This is a genomic window from Bradyrhizobium sp. 155 (assembly GCF_023101105.1).
In the GTDB taxonomy this organism is placed as follows: domain Bacteria; phylum Pseudomonadota; class Alphaproteobacteria; order Rhizobiales; family Xanthobacteraceae; genus Bradyrhizobium; species Bradyrhizobium canariense_D.
On record NZ_CP064704.1, the window covers coordinates 5,944,376 to 5,960,103 of the forward strand.

Annotated in this window: 13 protein-coding genes; 6 read left to right on the plus strand and 7 right to left on the minus strand. The window is 63.2% G+C overall.

Annotation, left to right across the window (positions count from 1 at the left end; translation table 11 throughout):
• Positions 1-6 precede the first annotated feature (6 nt).
• The 3 genes from IVA93_RS28745 to pgm form a co-directional block, all read right to left on the minus strand.
• Positions 7-759, minus strand: a complete 753-nt coding sequence (locus IVA93_RS28745) for a GntR family transcriptional regulator (protein WP_007595257.1) — start codon at positions 757-759, stop codon at positions 7-9.
• A gap of 6 nt (positions 760-765) precedes the next feature.
• Positions 766-1,815: an aromatic ring-hydroxylating dioxygenase subunit alpha gene (locus IVA93_RS28750; protein WP_247789281.1), complete on the minus strand. Its 1,050-nt coding sequence runs from the start codon at positions 1,813-1,815 to the stop codon at positions 766-768.
• Between the two features lie 289 nt (positions 1,816-2,104).
• Complete coding sequence (gene pgm / locus IVA93_RS28755; RefSeq protein WP_018455025.1) at positions 2,105-3,751, minus strand: phosphoglucomutase (alpha-D-glucose-1,6-bisphosphate-dependent); 1,647 nt, start codon at positions 3,749-3,751, stop codon at positions 2,105-2,107.
• A 141-nt stretch (positions 3,752-3,892) separates the two neighbouring features.
• On the opposite strand from pgm, the gene IVA93_RS28760 reads away from it, so the two are divergent.
• The gene (locus tag IVA93_RS28760) at positions 3,893-5,035 is read left to right on the plus strand and encodes an alpha/beta hydrolase family protein (RefSeq protein WP_247366976.1); all 1,143 of its coding nucleotides are present in this window, start codon (positions 3,893-3,895) and stop codon (positions 5,033-5,035) included.
• An 85-nt stretch (positions 5,036-5,120) separates the two neighbouring features.
• On the plus strand, positions 5,121-5,939 hold the full coding sequence (locus IVA93_RS28765; protein WP_039799270.1) for a transglycosylase SLT domain-containing protein: 819 nt from the start codon (positions 5,121-5,123) through the stop codon (positions 5,937-5,939).
• Between the two features lie 233 nt (positions 5,940-6,172).
• Here IVA93_RS28765 and IVA93_RS28770 read toward each other — a convergent pair whose 3' ends face one another.
• Positions 6,173-6,985 (minus strand): response regulator transcription factor, encoded by an 813-nt coding sequence (locus IVA93_RS28770; RefSeq protein ID WP_247542163.1) that lies wholly within the window; start codon positions 6,983-6,985, stop codon positions 6,173-6,175.
• Between the two features lie 246 nt (positions 6,986-7,231).
• On the opposite strand from IVA93_RS28770, the gene IVA93_RS28775 reads away from it, so the two are divergent.
• Positions 7,232-8,080, plus strand: coding sequence for an MBL fold metallo-hydrolase (locus IVA93_RS28775; RefSeq protein ID WP_018455029.1), 849 nt, complete (start codon positions 7,232-7,234; stop codon positions 8,078-8,080).
• Between the two features lie 30 nt (positions 8,081-8,110).
• Here IVA93_RS28775 and IVA93_RS28780 read toward each other — a convergent pair whose 3' ends face one another.
• The 3 genes from IVA93_RS28780 to IVA93_RS28790 all read right to left on the minus strand — a co-directional run bounded on the left by IVA93_RS28780 (position 8,111) and on the right by IVA93_RS28790 (position 11,520).
• A complete protein-coding gene (locus IVA93_RS28780; RefSeq protein WP_018455030.1) occupies positions 8,111-9,001 on the minus strand; it encodes an aldose 1-epimerase family protein in 891 nt (296 codons plus the stop codon).
• A 74-nt stretch (positions 9,002-9,075) separates the two neighbouring features.
• Positions 9,076-10,488, minus strand: a complete 1,413-nt coding sequence (locus tag IVA93_RS28785; RefSeq protein ID WP_247366991.1) for a mannose-1-phosphate guanylyltransferase/mannose-6-phosphate isomerase — start codon at positions 10,486-10,488, stop codon at positions 9,076-9,078.
• Between the two features lie 24 nt (positions 10,489-10,512).
• Positions 10,513-11,520 (minus strand): NAD-dependent epimerase, encoded by a 1,008-nt coding sequence (locus IVA93_RS28790; protein WP_026233673.1) that lies wholly within the window; start codon positions 11,518-11,520, stop codon positions 10,513-10,515.
• 383 nt (positions 11,521-11,903) lie between these two features.
• Here IVA93_RS28790 and IVA93_RS28795 point away from each other — a divergent pair, with 383 nt between their 5' ends.
• The 3 genes from IVA93_RS28795 to IVA93_RS28805 all read left to right on the plus strand — a co-directional run bounded on the left by IVA93_RS28795 (position 11,904) and on the right by IVA93_RS28805 (position 15,714).
• Positions 11,904-12,989 carry a glycosyltransferase family 4 protein gene (locus tag IVA93_RS28795; RefSeq protein WP_085349966.1) on the plus strand — a complete coding sequence of 362 codons (1,086 nt, stop codon included), beginning with the start codon at positions 11,904-11,906 and terminating at the stop codon, positions 12,987-12,989.
• 162 nt (positions 12,990-13,151) lie between these two features.
• Complete coding sequence (locus IVA93_RS28800; RefSeq protein WP_210350951.1) at positions 13,152-14,333, plus strand: glycosyltransferase; 1,182 nt, start codon at positions 13,152-13,154, stop codon at positions 14,331-14,333.
• Entirely contained in the window at positions 14,254-15,714 is a 1,461-nt protein-coding gene (locus tag IVA93_RS28805; protein ID WP_247363631.1) for a cellulase family glycosylhydrolase, read from the plus strand. The genes IVA93_RS28800 and IVA93_RS28805 overlap by 80 nt, the downstream gene beginning before the upstream one ends.
• Positions 15,715-15,728: the final 14 nt, after the last annotated feature.

Sequence of the window (15,728 nt, forward strand, 5' to 3'; positions counted from 1 at the left end):
CTGCCCTCAATCGGTTGCGGACTTGATCAGCGCAAGCGCCGGCAAGAGGTCGAGATGGGTCCGGTTGCGCAGTGCGAGCCGCAAATTGCGCACCGCGAGCCGCGCATGCTCGCGCATGACCGCTTCGGCGCGGGCGCCTTCGCGGTTCTCGATGGCGTCGATCACGACGCGGTGGTGCTCCTGCCCGATGATCAGGATTTGCTGTGCCTCGGGCAGCGCCGACTGCGCCATCACGAAACCGCTCGGCGACGCAAACGGCAGCGACGAGGCGCGGTCGATCTGCCGGATCAGCGGCGGGCTACGCGACAATTCGGTGAGCAGGGCGTGGAAGCGCGCGTTCAGCGTGACATAGGACGAGAACGCATCGACCGAGATCGGCACCTGGCGCAACAACTCGTCGATCGCGGCGAGGCACTCCTTCAGCGGCTCGAGCTCGCGCGCGGAGACGCCGCGCTCGGCGGCAAAGCGCGCGGCGAGCCCTTCCAGCGTGCCGCGCAGCTCGATGGAATCGGAGATGTCGCGCTCGGAGAACGCCTTCACCATGAAGCCGCCGGAGGGAATCGCCTCCAAGAGGCCCTCCTCCTCCAGCCGCACCAGCGCCATGCGCACCGGGGTGCGCGAGGCGCCGGTGGTCTCCACCGCCTGGAGCTCGGAGATGCGCTCGCCCGGGCGCAACGAGCCCGACAGGAGCTGGTCGCGCAGCGCGAGCTGCGCCTTCACGGTCTGCGAGACGGAGCGGTCGACCTCGCGCTCGGCCATGTCGGCTTACTCCGCGGCCTGAAGATGCTGCGGCGGATTTTCCTTTGCCACCATCTTGTCGATCAGCTTGCGCGTCCACATCGCGCCGGCGTCGATGTTGAGATTGTAGAAGATGCGATCCGGGTTCTCGTCCATCGCGCGCTGCTGCGCCTCGAGGATCAGCTCGTCCTCGTGGAAAATGCCGGAGACGCCGTCCCGGATCTCGGTGGTGATGCGCTGCTCACCGAGCTGATAATTGCGCACGAAGGCCCAGAAATAGTGGCAGGTCTTCTCGGTCTCGGGCGTGATGGTGTTGCGCACGAAGCCGTTGACGCCCTGCGAGCGGTCGCCTTCCGGCGCGCCGGTGCCGGTCGGGGCCACGCCGACGTCGATGGCAATGGTGCAGGGCGCTTCGAAACGGATGATCTGCCAGCGGTCGACGAGGCCGGACTTGCCGAGTTGTTTCGCCCAGAACGGCGGCGCCTCGATGCCGCGCATCCAGCGCGTCACCGTGACCGTCTTTTCGCCATGGGTGACGTCGAACGGCGCCTCCGCGACCGCCTCGTTGCCGATGGAAGAGCCGTGCACGAAGGTCTCGTGGGTGAGGTCCATGAGGTTGTCGAGCACGAGGCGATAGTCGCAATTGACGTGGATGGTCTTGCCGTCGCCGGCCCAGGCGGGGTCGTGATTCCAGTGCAGGTCGGGCACCAGCGCAGGATCCGCCAGCGCGGGATCGCCCATCCAGAGCCAGATGTAGCGATGACGCTCGACCACCGGATAGGCGCGCACGCAGGCCGACGGGTTGATGGTCTCTTGCGAGGGCATGAAGGTGCAGCGCCCTTGCGCGTTGTACTTCAGGCCGTGATAGCCGCAGACGACGGTGTCGCCTTCGAGCCTACCCTTGGACAGCGGCACCAGGCGGTGCCAGCAGGCATCCTCCAGCGCAGCCACCGAACCATCGGCCTTGCGGTACATCACGACGTGCTTGCCGCAGATCGTCCGCGGCAGCAGTGCCGGCTTCACATCGGCGTCCCAGGCGGCGGCATACCAGGCGTTCATCGGGAAGGGTTTTGTCACCGGTTCACTCCCAAGGCTTGTGGATACGTTATGTATACAATAGCGGAGGAATGGAATCGTTCAAGGGCGGATGGGAGCGTATTATAATACCTTTATCTCGCATCGTGTATACAAATCTGTTCCGCTGTCATTCCCCGCGAAAGCGGGGAATCCAGTACTCCGCGGCGGTTGTTGGTTTACTCAACTGGCGCCACGGCGTACTGGATCACCCGCTTTCGCGGGTGATGACACCTGTTGATGCGGCGAGTCCCCCCGGGGGAGCAGTGGCAGCGGCGCTTTGGCTCGACGACTACGCCCCGAACACCTTCGCCAACCCTGTCTGAGCCTCCTGCTGAATCGCCTTCAGGTGCTCGGGGCTGCGAAAACTCTCCGCGTAGATCTTGTAGACGTCCTCGGTGCCTGACGGCCTTGCGGCGAACCAGCCGAAATCGGTCTCGACCTTGATGCCGCCGAACGGCTGGCCGTTGCCGGACGCCTTGCTCAGGGTGGCGCGGACGGGATCGCCGGCGAGATCCTTCAGGCCGAACTGCTCGGGCGTGACGGACTTCAGGATGTTCTTCTGCGGCGTGGTGGCGGCGACGTCGATGCGCGCGTAATGGGGCACGCCGAACTCGACGGTGAGATCGTTGAAGAGCTGGCTCGGATCGCGGCCGGTCTTTGCCATGATCTCGGCCGCGAGCAGGCCGAGGATGATGCCGTCCTTGTCGGTGGTCCACACCGTGCCGTCGCGACGCAGGAACGAGGCGCCTGCACTCTCCTCGCCGCCGAAGCCGAAGCCGCCCGTGAGCAGGCCGTCGACGAACCATTTGAAGCCGACCGGGGTCTCGACCAGCTTGCGGCCGAGTTTTTTCGCGACGCGGTCGATGATCGAGCTCGACACCACCGTCTTGCCGATCGCGGCGCCCTTGCCCCAGTTCGGGCGGTGCGCGAACAGATAGAAGATCGCGGTCGCGAGATAATGGTTCGGATTCATCAGGCCGCCGGTGCGCGTCACGATGCCGTGGCGGTCGGCGTCGGTGTCGTTGGCGAAGGCGACGTCGAAGCGGTCGCGCATCGCGATCAGGCTCGCCATCGCGTAAGGCGAGGAACAGTCCATGCGGATCTTGCCGTCCCAGTCCACCGTCATAAAACGGAACGTCGGGTCGATCGCCTCGTTCACCACGGTTGCCTTCAGGCCGTAGCGCTCGATGATCGGATGCCAGTAATGCACGGCGGCGCCGCCGAGCGGATCGATGCCGATATTCACGCCGGCGGATTTGACCAGGTCGAGATCGACCACGTTGCCGAGATCGGCGACATAGGGTGTGACGAAGTCATAGGCGTGGACGTTCGCGGCTTTGCGTGCCCTGGCGTAGTCGATGCGGTTCACGCCTTTGAGGCCGTCGGCGAGATAGGCATTGGCGCGCTTCTCGATCACGGAGGTCGCGTCGGTGTCGGCCGGTCCACCATGCGGCGGATTGTATTTGTAGCCGCCGTCCTCGGGCGGATTGTGCGAAGGCGTGACGACGACGCCGTCGGCAAGGCCGGAGGTGCGGCCCTTGTTGTAGGTCAGGATCGCATGCGAGATCACCGGCGTCGGCGTGTAGCCGCCGTCCTTGTCGATCATGATGTCGACGCCGTTGGCCGCGAACACCTCGACGGCGCTGACCAGCGCCGGCTCGGCCAGCGCATGGGTGTCGATGCCGATAAAGAGCGGACCGGTCAGCCCCTTTTCACGTCGGTAATCACAGATTGCCTGCGTCGTCGCGAGGATATGGCCCTCGTTGAAGCTGGTTTTGAACGAGGTGCCGCGATGGCCGGAGGTGCCGAACGCCACCCGCTGCGCGGGATCGGCGACATCAGGCTTGCCGGCGAAATAGGCCGTCACCAGCCGCGGAACGTTGGTGAGCGCGTCCGGCGAGGCCTGCTTGCCCGCCGCGGGATGAACATCAGCCACTGGATATACCTCGTCCTGTCGTAGAATTGCGCGATACCATAGCATCGGCCAAGCCCCCGCCAAGAGCACAACACCCGCGATGGGGCGGCCGTTCCTGGGATCATGCTATGGTCTTTTGATCGGGGCTTTTCGAGTCGGGGCATGACGCTGTTTCAGAGGCTCTTGGTTGTTCTGATGGCCTGGTTTGCGACGGCTGGCATCGTGCCCGATGCAATGGCCGCGGAGTTCTACACCGAGGACTTGCATATCCCGATGGCCGAGGCCGGACCGCAGGGCCTGGAGGCGTTCCTGGTCCGGCCAGCCGGGACCAAGCGCTATCCGCTCGCGCTGCTCAGCCACGGCTCGCCGCGCAGTTTCGACGATCGCGCGACGATGTCCGCGCACAAATATTACGGCATCGCTCTCGAATATGCCCGGCGCGGTTTCGCCGCGCTGATCGTGATGCGGCGCGGCTACGGCACCTCGCCCGGCGGGCGCGTCGACAGCGTCGGCGGCTGCGCCAATGCCGCTTATCTGCCGGCGGCGGCGGTCGCGGTGGCGGATTTGCGCGCGGCGATCGAGGCGATGGTGCGCAGGGCCGACGTCACCACCTCGGGCATGATCGCGGCCGGCCATTCCGCCGGCGGGTTCGCCACTGTCGCCTTGACCGCGCAGGCGCCAGCGGGTCTCGCCGCCGCGATCAGCTTTGCCGGCGGGCGCGGCTCGCGCGACGATGACGACGTCTGCAATCCGAACGGGCTGGTGCAGGCCTTCGCCACGTTCGGCAAAACCTCCCGCGCGCCGATGCTGTGGGTCTACGCCGCCAACGATTCGTACTTCGGTCCCGACCTCGCGCGCCGCCTCCATGACGGATTTCGCGCCAGCGGCGGCAACGCGAAATTCGTCGCAGCGCCGCCTTACGGCGACGATGGCCACTATCTCTATTCGGTGGTGAGCCGTCCGCAATGGACGCCCTATCTCGACGCCTTCCTGCGCGAGCGAGGTCTCGGCCACGACGTCCTGAGCCCGCCCGATCCGCTGCCGCCGCCGGGCCAGCTCAGCGAGGCCGCGCGGGCCGAGTTCGCGCGCTATCTCGCCAGCACGATGCCGCACAAGGCTTTTGCGGTGTCGCCGAACGGCGGTTACGGCTGGCGTACGGGGCGCGCGACCGCCGACGACGCCCAGCGCGATTCACTTGGCGCCTGCACAAAATGGTCACCCACCTGCACACTCTATGCGGTCGACGACAAATTGGCCGGGGCTGCGCCAAGCACATCAACCGACCAGAGCTCGCGGTCGCGATAGCTTCATTGCGCCGCTGGCCGGTCGCGCCGTCCGAGCCAGGCCGCCAGAAAATCGGTTGTTAACTCGAAAGATATAATACATGTCCATGCTGCGGGATCGAACACACATCAATGCCCGCGCGGCGTGGACACACGTTGCGATCGCTGTGCTTTGGTTGGCATCCACCTCCGTGCACGCTCAGGGCAGCGCTCTGAACGCCGCGGAACCGGCGTTGGCGGCTGGCGGTCACGATGCAGATCTCGGCGCTGGAGAGACGCCGGCCTCGCGGGCGGCGATTCGAAAAATTATCGAAAGAGAAACGGCCAGGACCGATCTGCCCGCCGACATCGCGGAGGCCGTCGTCTTCGTTGAAAGCGGATACAATCCGGGCACCATTGGCGCCGTCGGCGAGATCGGCCTCATGCAAATTCGACCCGAAACGGCAGCGATGCTCGGATTTCGGGGACATAACGCAGAGCTCGCAGAGCCCGATATCAACATCCACTATGGCGTTCTCTATCTGAGCCGCGCATGGCGCCTGGCAGGCGGGGACCTTTGCCGCGCCCTGATGAAATATCGAGCCGGTCATGACGAGGAGTCCATGACGCCGCGCTCCCAGGTCTACTGTAATCGCGCCCGCAATCGTCTTGTCGCCATGAACTCGACGAATGTGGGAAACCAGGCTGCCGCCGTCCCAGATGTGGCACCGGCGCCAACTCCGGCGCCCACCGTCTCGAAGTCGGCGCACAATCAGAAATCAGCGCACAATCAAAACAGACCGGCACAGCCGAAGGACGTTTACGCACGTTACGGTCAAGGCACGGCGGTCGCGAGCAGGGCATACTGGGCAGCACAGGAAGCCCGGGTCCGCATCATCAAGGCTCGCGTCGAAGCCAAGTGGAAACGGGTCGCATCACGCCAATAGAATTAGAGTCGCCTGCCTTGAGACGAGCAGCGATTGGACGAACGACATTTTTGAAACCGGACTTTGAAACCGAACCTGAATAGAGATCATGCACAATAGTTTGAGAGTTTTGTTTGCAATCTTCGCGACCGGCGCCGTGGCGCTGTCGGCCTTTCTCGCCATTCGGTTCCTGGTCGGCTTCAGTGGCTGAACCCGACGGCTCAGCCGGCACCGTTTCGTGCTGCGCCCGGCTTCTAGAGCCGCTCGCTCAGCGCGAGCTTGTAGCCGACGCCGGTGACCGTGGTGATGACGGGCGTGCCGCTGCCGACGAGCTTGCGGCGCAGCCTCGCCACCAAGGCATCGACGGTGCGGATGTCGACCTCGGCCTGGCGATTGCTGACGACCTCGATCAGATAGTCGCGGCTAAGCGGCCTGCCGTCGGCACCGACGAGCGCCGCGAGCAGGTCGAATTCGGCGCGCGTCAGCGCCACCGGCTTGCCGTCGCTGCCGAGCAGCTCGCGCCGCGTCAGGTCGATGATCCAGTCGCCGAAGGCGATCGAATTGTGGTTGCGCGCCGCCTTGCGGTCGATCGAGCGCCGCCGCAGCACGCTTCGCGCGCGCGCGAGCAGATCGCGCAGATCGATCGGCTTGGTGACGTAGTGGTCGCCCGCGACCTCGAGGCCGAGGATGCGATCGACGTCGGTGTCGCGGCGGGTCACGAAGATGATGCCCGCGTTGCTGGTCGCCTGGATCTCCTTGGCGAGATCGAAACCGTCGCCGTCGGGCAGCTGCACGTCGAGGAAGACGAGATCGGTCCGCGTCCGCAGCGCCTGGCGGCATTCCGCGCAGGAGCCGGCGCCGACCACGTCGAAATTGTTCTCGCTGAAATAGCCGACCAGCATCGTCCGCGTCACCGGATCGTCCTCGACGACGATCGGCCGCTCGCGGCCAGCGACACGCAATTCCTGAACTGCGGAATCAGCCACGATGTTGGATGTCCTGTGTGCTTGCGAACTGGCCTGGATGCTCAGGTCGCCGAGCGCGCCGTCCTGTGAACGTACATTCACGACTGTTCGAGCCCCCTCGAATTGCCTGCTGCAACACTAGGCGCGTTATCGCGCCCAAACAACATTGGTCACGATCTGGCCGAATTAAGTATGAATTGGCCCACACTTCTCGTCCCGCGCATCGTGTTCGGGGGCCCCGCACAAGCGGTTGTTGTGGGGGCTGACGGCCGTCCCACGGACGCTTGCCTCGCCAAACGCTTCAAATCTACTGTAACGCCCGAAAAGTCTGCCCCAGGAGGTGGCGCCATGGAAGTCATCCTGCTCGGCACCGGCGGCCCGCGCCCGGACCCGCGCCGCATGGCGACGACAACGCTGATCAGGCTCGGCGGAGAAAATATCCTGATCGACGCAGGCCGCGGCGTCATGGTGCAGCTCAGCAAGGCCGGCGTGCCGCTCGGCTCGATCAACACGGTCTTTCTCACCCATCACCATTTCGACCACATCGGCGACCTCTACGACGTGATGCTCAATTCATGGCTGCACGGGCGCAAGGACGATCTGCGCATCTATGGACCGCCGGATACCGAACGGCTCGTCAATACGCTGGTCACGCAGGTCTACGACAAGGACATCGCCTGGCGCGATCAGGGCGAGCCGAGCTTCGGCGGCTGGAAACCTGTCGTCGCGACCGACATTATACCGGGCCCCGTTCTCGACACCGGGCGCTGGAAGATCAGTGCCGAACTCGTCTCGCATGGCGACGGCCTCGACATGTCGCCGGCCTTCCTCGCACGCTGGACGTGCCTCGGCTACCGCTTCGAGGCCGAAGGCAAGGTCATCGCAATTTCCGGCGATACGGTGCCGTGCCCCGGTCTCGAACGACTGGCTGAGGGGGCCGATCTGCTGGTCCAGTGCTGCTTTCTCGCCACGCCGGAGATCGACAACGAGCACCTGCGCCGGCTTGCGAAATTCACGATCGCCTGCGGCGATACAGTCGGCAAGGTCGCGGCCAAGGCCGGCGTCAAGAAGCTCGCGCTGACTCATCACCGGCCTCGCACCGATGATTCCATGCTGAATGCGCTGCTCGCGGATGTCAGGCGGGACTACGCGGGTCCTGTCGTGCTCGGCGAGGACCTCACGCGGATCGAGGTCTGAGAACTCGAGATGCGCGAAGGCCGTCCGGCCTCAGGACGATCCAACCTCAACCCGAAATGACAATTGCTCTTCCGTCCCGGGCGCGATGTGCATCAGGCCCGCCTTGTCAGTGAATTCGCCGTCGAAGCCGGTGGGACTGGCATAGCCGCGCCAGGGCTCGATGCAGAGGAACGGCGCGCCCGACGGTTTCGACCAGACGCCAAGCTCGCGAAAGCCGCGCCATGACATTTTCAACCACGGCCCGGTGGACGCGCCCTGCTCCGCGGCATAGCGGACCGAAGTGCTCGCAATCCGATCGAAGATGATTGCGTCGTCGACGAACAGGGATTCTGACAGGGGCAACACGGAGCCTTGGACCGGGCTCGGCTCCGTTGCCGGACGCAGCAAGCCGCCGTCGAGACGGCGGACGGGGGATGGCTCTGCGTTCGCGAAGCTCAGCGCGTAACTCTCCTTCGCCAGTCCTGGTTGCAGCGGCCAGTTGAAAGCGGGATGGCCGCCGAGCGAGGCCGGCAACATCTCCTTGCCGGTGTTCGCGACCACGAGTGAAAGATCGAGACCGGATTCGTCGAGCGCATAGGTTGCCGTCAGGCGGAACGCAAAGGGGTAGAGCGCGCGCGTCGTCTCGCTGTCTTCGAGCACCAGGATACAGCGACTTTCGCCACGTTCCATCCACGCAAAGCGGCTGTCACGCGCGAAGCCGTGCTGGGTCATCCGGTAGGTCCTGCCCCGGTGCCGCAATTCGTCATTGGCGAGACGCCCGACGATCGGAAACAACAGCGGCGCATGGCGCGGCCAGGCCGCCCCCGCCTGCCAAACGAACTCGATGCCGGCATCGCTCGCCAGCGAACACATCTCCGCGCCTTGCGCCTTGATGGTCGCGGCGAGCCCGCCGCAGCGGATTGTGTGCGTGTCGTCGGTCATAACAGCCTGCTCCGATCATCGCAATTCGCAGGACAATTTCTAAATGTTCGCGGAATGTTGGAGCGACATTCTGCTCAAGAGCGCTGATAGTCGTCTTCAATCCGGATGATGTCGTCTTCCCCGAGATAGCTTCCCGTCTGGACCTCGATCAGCTCCAGCATGATTTTACCGGGGTTCTCCATCCGGTGCACCGCGCCCATCGGGATGTAGATCGACTCGTTCTCGTGCACGCTTTTGACGGTGTCGTTGACGGTGACGCGGGCGGTGCCGCGGACCACGATCCAGTGCTCGGCGCGATGATGGTGTTTCTGCAGCGACAGACGCCCGCCCGGCTTCACCACGATGCGCTTGACCTGGTGGCGCTCGCCATTGTCGACCGACTGGTAGCTGCCCCAGGGCCGATGCACCTTGAGGTGCTCCTCGGTGACCTTCGGTGCGACCGCCTTGAGTTTCGTGACCAGCCGCTTCAGCCCGTTGGCATCCTTCTGACGCGAGACCAGCACTGCGTCCGCGGTCGCCACCACGATGAGATCGTCGACACCTTCGAGCGCGACCAGCGCAGAGTCGGTGGTGACGTTACAGTTGCGGGAATCCTCGAACACCGCACTGCCATGCGAAGCATTGCCTTGCGCGTCCTTGTCCGACAATTCCCACACCGCGTGCCAGGAGCCGACGTCGGACCAGCCGCAGGACACCGGCACGACCGCGGCGCGCGCGGTCTTCTCCATCACCGCATAGTCGATCGAGATCGCCTTGGCCGCGCCGAACGCCTCGGGCTCCAGCGTCACGAAGCCGAGATCGCGGCCGGCATTGGTCACGGCATTGGAGATGGTCTCCACGCTCGCCGCATCGACCTTGCGGTATTCGTCCAGCAGGACGCTGGCCGGAAACATGAAGTTGCCGCTGTTCCAGAGATAGCCGGAATTGACGTAGTCGGCTGCCTTCACCGCATCCGGCTTCTCGACAAAGCGCGCGACCGCGTGCACCTCGCCTGAGATGACCTCGCCCGGGCTGATATAACCGTATTCGGTCGCCGGCCGCTCCGGCTTGACGCCAAACGTGACGATGCGCCCGGCGTTCGCGGCGGTGAGGCCTTGGCGGCACGCCGCGACGAAGGCCGCATTGTCCTGCACCACATGGTCGGCGGCGAGCGCGAGCACGATCGCCTCACTGGCGCGGTTCTGTGCGAACACCGCGCCAGCTGCGATCGCAGGCCCGGAATCGCGCCGCATCGGCTCGAGGATCACGTCGGCCTCAATGCCGATTTCGGCGAGCTGCTCCAGCACCATGAAGCGGTAGGAGGCATTGGTGATGACGATCGGGCGATCGAACAGCGAGGCCTCCGAGACGCGCAACAGCGTATCCTGGAAGGTCGAGCGCGTGCCGAACAGCGGCAGGAACTGCTTGGGGCGCACCTCGCGCGAAGCCGGCCACAGCCGCGTTCCGGCACCGCCGCACATGATCAGGGGGATAATTTTTTGGGACAGGTGTGAGCTACTCAAGAGAGGGGTTTATACGCGGTGATAATTTCGGTACCATTCGACAAAGCGGCCCAAGCCATCCGCCAGCGGCGTCGAGGGCGTGAAGCCGACGTCGCGTTGCAGGGCCGAAATGTCGGCGCGCGTCTCGAGGACGTCGCCTGCCTGCATCGGCAAAAGCGTGCGGATCGCGGGCTTGCCGATGATCTTCTCCAGTGTCTCGACGAACTCGATCAAATCGACCGAGCAATTGTTGCCGATGTTATAGACGCGATACGGCGCATAGCTCGACGAGTTTTCCGGCTGCTCGGCGTTCCACGCGGGATTCGGCGTCGCGGGACGATCAAGGGTGCGGATCACGCCCTCGACGATGTCGTCGACATAGGTGAAATCGCGCCACATATTTCCATTATTGAAAAGCTTGATCGGCTCACCCGCAAAGATCGCGCGCGTGAAGAGCCAGGCGGCCATGTCGGGCCGGCCCCATGGACCATAGACAGTGAAGAAGCGAAGTCCGGTCACCGGCAGCTTGTGAACATGTGCGAACGTGTGCGCCATCAGCTCGTTGGCCTTCTTGCTCGCGGCATAGAGGCTGACCGGATGATTGACCGAATGCTCGGTCGAATACGGCAAGGTGCGATTGGCGCCATACACGGAGCTCGACGAGGCGTAGACGAGATGCGCCAGGCCGTGGCGCCGGCCCGCTTCGAGCACGGTGACGAAGCCATCACAATTGGCGCGGATGCTGGTGATGGGATCGTCGATCGATGCGCGCACGCCGGGCTGCGCCGCAAGGTGCACTACGCGGTCGGGCGAGACCTCGTCGAACACACGCGTCACCGCAGCGAAGTCTGCAAGATCGATCTCGTGGAATGTGAAAGCCTCATGCTTGAGCGTCTCGAGGCGAGCGCGCTTGAGCGCGGGATCATAGTAAGGGGTCACTGCGTCGATGCCGACAACTCGTTCCCCGCGCGCAAGCAAGCGCTCACAGACATGCATGCCGATGAAGCCGGCAGCGCCGGTAACCACCACGGGGGCCAAAATAAACTCCGTTGTCCGTCCTCATATACCGCATTGCCAGACTGAACCGGTAGAGGCAAGGGTTCAGCATTGGAGAACAGCCCCCTAGCATCGGCAAGCTTAATGCCGGGCGCTTCGGATGTCAGCCTTCCCCAAGTTAACCAGACGGGAGCGCCCTCTGCCTGCCGACGCAACATCAGGCGCGCGTCCATAAAAGGCTCCCGGCTGCCCGGGAAGACTTTCAACAAGTGTTCCCGGGGAGCACCGAACGAACAGCGCGATCACGCGGCCGATGCCGTCATAATTCCGTGCCTTCGGGCTGCTTCTTTCCGTGCTCACATTTGGTTCGAAAGCACACATCGCGACCCACGCGTTGTGGCATCGACAACCCGAACGGCACAAAATTGAAGCTTTTCATCAACGGCCGCTTTCTCTCGCAAAAGCTGACCGGCGTTCAGCGTTATGCCGCCGAACTGGTCAAAGCGATCGATGCCCTGCTTGCGTCCGACCAATCGCCCGCTGCCCTCAGAGGAGCCGAGTGGCAATTGCTCGTGCCGAGCGAGACGAGCGAAGCGATCAATCTCGCCCACATCAAGGTACGCAAGATAGGACGGCTGAGCGGACATGCCTGGGATCAGATTGAACTTGCGCGCGCCGCCGCTGGAGGTCGCCTGATCAGTCTGGCCAATGCCGGACCTGTGTTTCATGGCGATCATATCGTCGTCATCCACGACGCACAGGTCTTCCGCCGGCCCGATTTCTTCAATTGGCGCTATTTGGCCGTCCACCGCACGATGGGCCGCCTGCTTGCACGGCGGGCCACGATCGCGACCGTATCGGCCTTTTCTCGCAATGAATTGGCTGCAATGCTTGGCCTTTCGAAAACGGACATTCCGATATTCCCCAACAGCGCGGAGCATTTCGCGTCCACAACGCCTGATCACGGTATTCTCGAACGATTAGGGCTTCAGCCGGGAAAATATTTTCTCTTTGTCGGCTCCAGAACCAAGAACAAGAATCTCGCCGTTGCAATCGAGGCGGCGCGGCTGCTCGAACGAAAGGACGTTCCCCTCGTCATTGTCGGCGGAGATAACAGCAAGGTATTTCAAGACAATCTGGGCGAGAGCGAATCGGGCCTGCTTCTGGCAGGACGCATGGCGGATGGCGAGATTGCAGCTCTGTATGCGCACGCTCTGGCGTTTGTCTTTCCCTCTCTATACGAGGGCTTCGGTGTACCGCCACTTGAAGCCATGATCTTCGGCTGTCCGGTCATAGCCTCGACGGCTGACGCGGTGATGGAAACGTGCGGCGAAGCAGCTGCTTATTTTTGCGCCAACGATGCTCAAGCGCTGCAACAGCTTATGCTCGAAAGGTTGGCAATCGGCGCAATCTCTGATCAGGAGCGCCGAAAGCAACAAGATCGTCTTGCATTATATTCGTGGCAAGACTCGGCGCGAGCACTGTTGGATTTTCTCGCGTCGCGCGCATAGCGGCGACAACGGCCGCCATCCAACGAGTTCCGTGTGTACGTTCGACTTCGAAGCAAGAGAGCTTCGACATCGCGGCGCAACAACACCACACCGCTGCCCAAATCTCGCTATGGATTGGATGGATTGTGATCGCATCCGTTGATGCTCAATTAAGGATGCGCCATGTCGATCTTCCCAACTCAATCTTCCGCAAGGCAGGCGGTGAAGGTGCTGCATGTCGCGGAAACCATCCGGGGTGGGATAGCGAGCTACCTGAACGAATTGCATCCGCAGCAGCAAGCGAGCTTCGGCGCGGAGAACGTGCACTATGTTGTGCCATCGGATCATCGCCACGACCTCGTCGGAATCGATGACAGCCAGATCACGACCTTCGACAGATCGGGCCGCAGCATCGCCGGACTATTTCAGATGCTGCGGGCGAGCATGCAGGCGCTCGACGCCTTCAAACCCGACGTAATGCATCTCCATTCGTCGTTTGCCGGACTCGTTCTCAGGCCCGCGTTGGCGGCTCGTTCCGAAGGTCCTCGCGTCGTCTATTGCCCGCATGGCTGGGCGTTCTCGCGAGAGACCGGCCGCCTGAGCCATCTGGCGGCAAAAGCTGCAGAGACTCTTCTGGCCCGCACGTCGGATCGTATCATCTGCATTTCCGGCGATGAATTCAATGAAGCGGTCCGGGCGGGAATTCCGACCGACCGTCTGACCCTGGTGCACAATGGCATCTCCAAGAGCCGCCCACTGCCGTACGGCGCTGCGACAGATTGGACTTCAAAGAAGGCCAAGGTCCTTTTCATTGGCCGTCTTGATCGACAAAAGGGCTTCGACCTCCTGATCGAGGCCGCACGATCCCTCGAAGATGTCCTGGATGTTCGCATTGTCGGCGCCTCCGTGGTCAACAAGTTCGACGGAGCTGCGGTTCCCGCCAACGTCTCGCTGCTAGGCTGGCTGGATCGTCAGCAGATCGAGGCTCAGCTGGAGGCGGCCGATCTCGTCGTCATCCCGTCACGATGGGAGGCCTTCGGCCTCGTCGCTCTGGAAGCGATGCGCGCGGCCAAGCCCATCCTGGCCTTCCACAGCGGAGCGCTGCCTGAAATCGTCGTTGACGGCGTCACCGGCGTGCTTTGCGAACCTGTTGCGGTTCAACCTCTCATCGACGGCTTCCGACGGATGCTCGATCTGGATCTCAAGGTCCTGGGGCAACGCGGCTACGATCGCTTCAAGCAGTTTTATGACGTCCAGAAGACACACCGCCAATTGCATCAGGTCTATGTCGAACTCCTCGACGACAACAAGAGCGGAGTCGAGCAGAACGTGGCACTGCAATCGGACCTCTCGAAGCCTTTTTGAGGTGAGTTGCGGCAGGCGAGAAATGATGACGGGTATGATCCAGGCGATGGCAGGCCACCGCACCTTGGGTCGCAACAGGCTGCTCTGGATCGCGAGCCTCATCGCGTCTGTTTCTCTGTCTGTCCCGGCATGCGCTCAACAGGCTCAGACGCTTGAAAGCAGATTCCTGTTGGGTATCGGCACCCATCAGGGACTGGGAGGGCCGGTCAGTTCGCGAGGCTACGTGCCCTCCGTGAACGTCAGCCAGATCAAGCAACTGGGCTTTAACGCCTTCCGCGACGATTTTCCCTGGTCTGATTTCGAATTGCCGGGACGTCGGATGGGCTTCACGCCGCGGTTGGGCAGGCTCGACGCGCAGGTTCAGTCCGGCATCGCCCGGCCGCTCCTCATCCTTGCATTCGGCCATCACCTCGTGCCGAACTCATCGCCTCCGACGACGGACGAAGCCCGGCAGCGGTTCGCGGACTATGCGGCAGCGGCCGCGCGATCGGTCGCGCCGCAGCGCCCGATCTTCGAACTCTGGAACGAGTGGAATCTGGCAGCCAAGAAGGACCCTTCATTCTCAGCCGACAACTACCTGGCCCTCGCGAAGGTAGCACGGCCCGCGGTCAAGCAGGCGGTGCCGAATGCACCTTTCGTCGTCGGCGCGATCGGCGACGATCCCGGTTGGACGTGGACGGAGAAGATGCTGCAAACCGGCATCCTTCAATACGCCGATGGCGCCTCGATTCATCTCTACAATTTCTGCATGGCGCCGGCGAAGCGCAATTCGGCCGAGATTATCGACCGGCTCACGGCGTTCCATCGACTGGTCGGCCAAGCGAGCGGCAATCCCGACTTCCCCATTTACGTGACCGAGACTGGCTGGACCACGGCTGCGAACAAATGTGGTGTCAGCGAGCAGGCTCAGGCCGATAACACGGCACAGCTCATCCTGTGGGCCTCGACAGCGGCGCGCTGGCTCAAGGGGATGTGGATCTATGAGCTCAAAAATAGTGGTCAGAATCCAGCCGAGCTGGAGGACAATTTTGGCCTCTACGGTTTCGACAATTCGCCCAAACCCGTAGCCTGCGCGGCGCGTGGCGCCTGGGCATTCGTCCGTTCCACTCTAACCGCCGAACGAAGAAGCCTTGCCAACGGGGTGATGTCGATCGGAGCATCCTCGACCACCGGCGGCAAGATCGCGGTCTGGTCCGAGGATCCGGATCGACGCTACGAGGTCCGGATCAGAGGCGATCTGCCGGGGGCGACTTTCGCGGCCCCCTGCGATGCAACTGCAAGGCCAGCCTCCGGGATCTGGCTGCCGGTTTCGAGCACGCCGGTGCTGATCGCCGCCAATAATGACGCCATTCCCGCACTGGATATACGGCCGGCACGGTAATCGGATCGGCACAA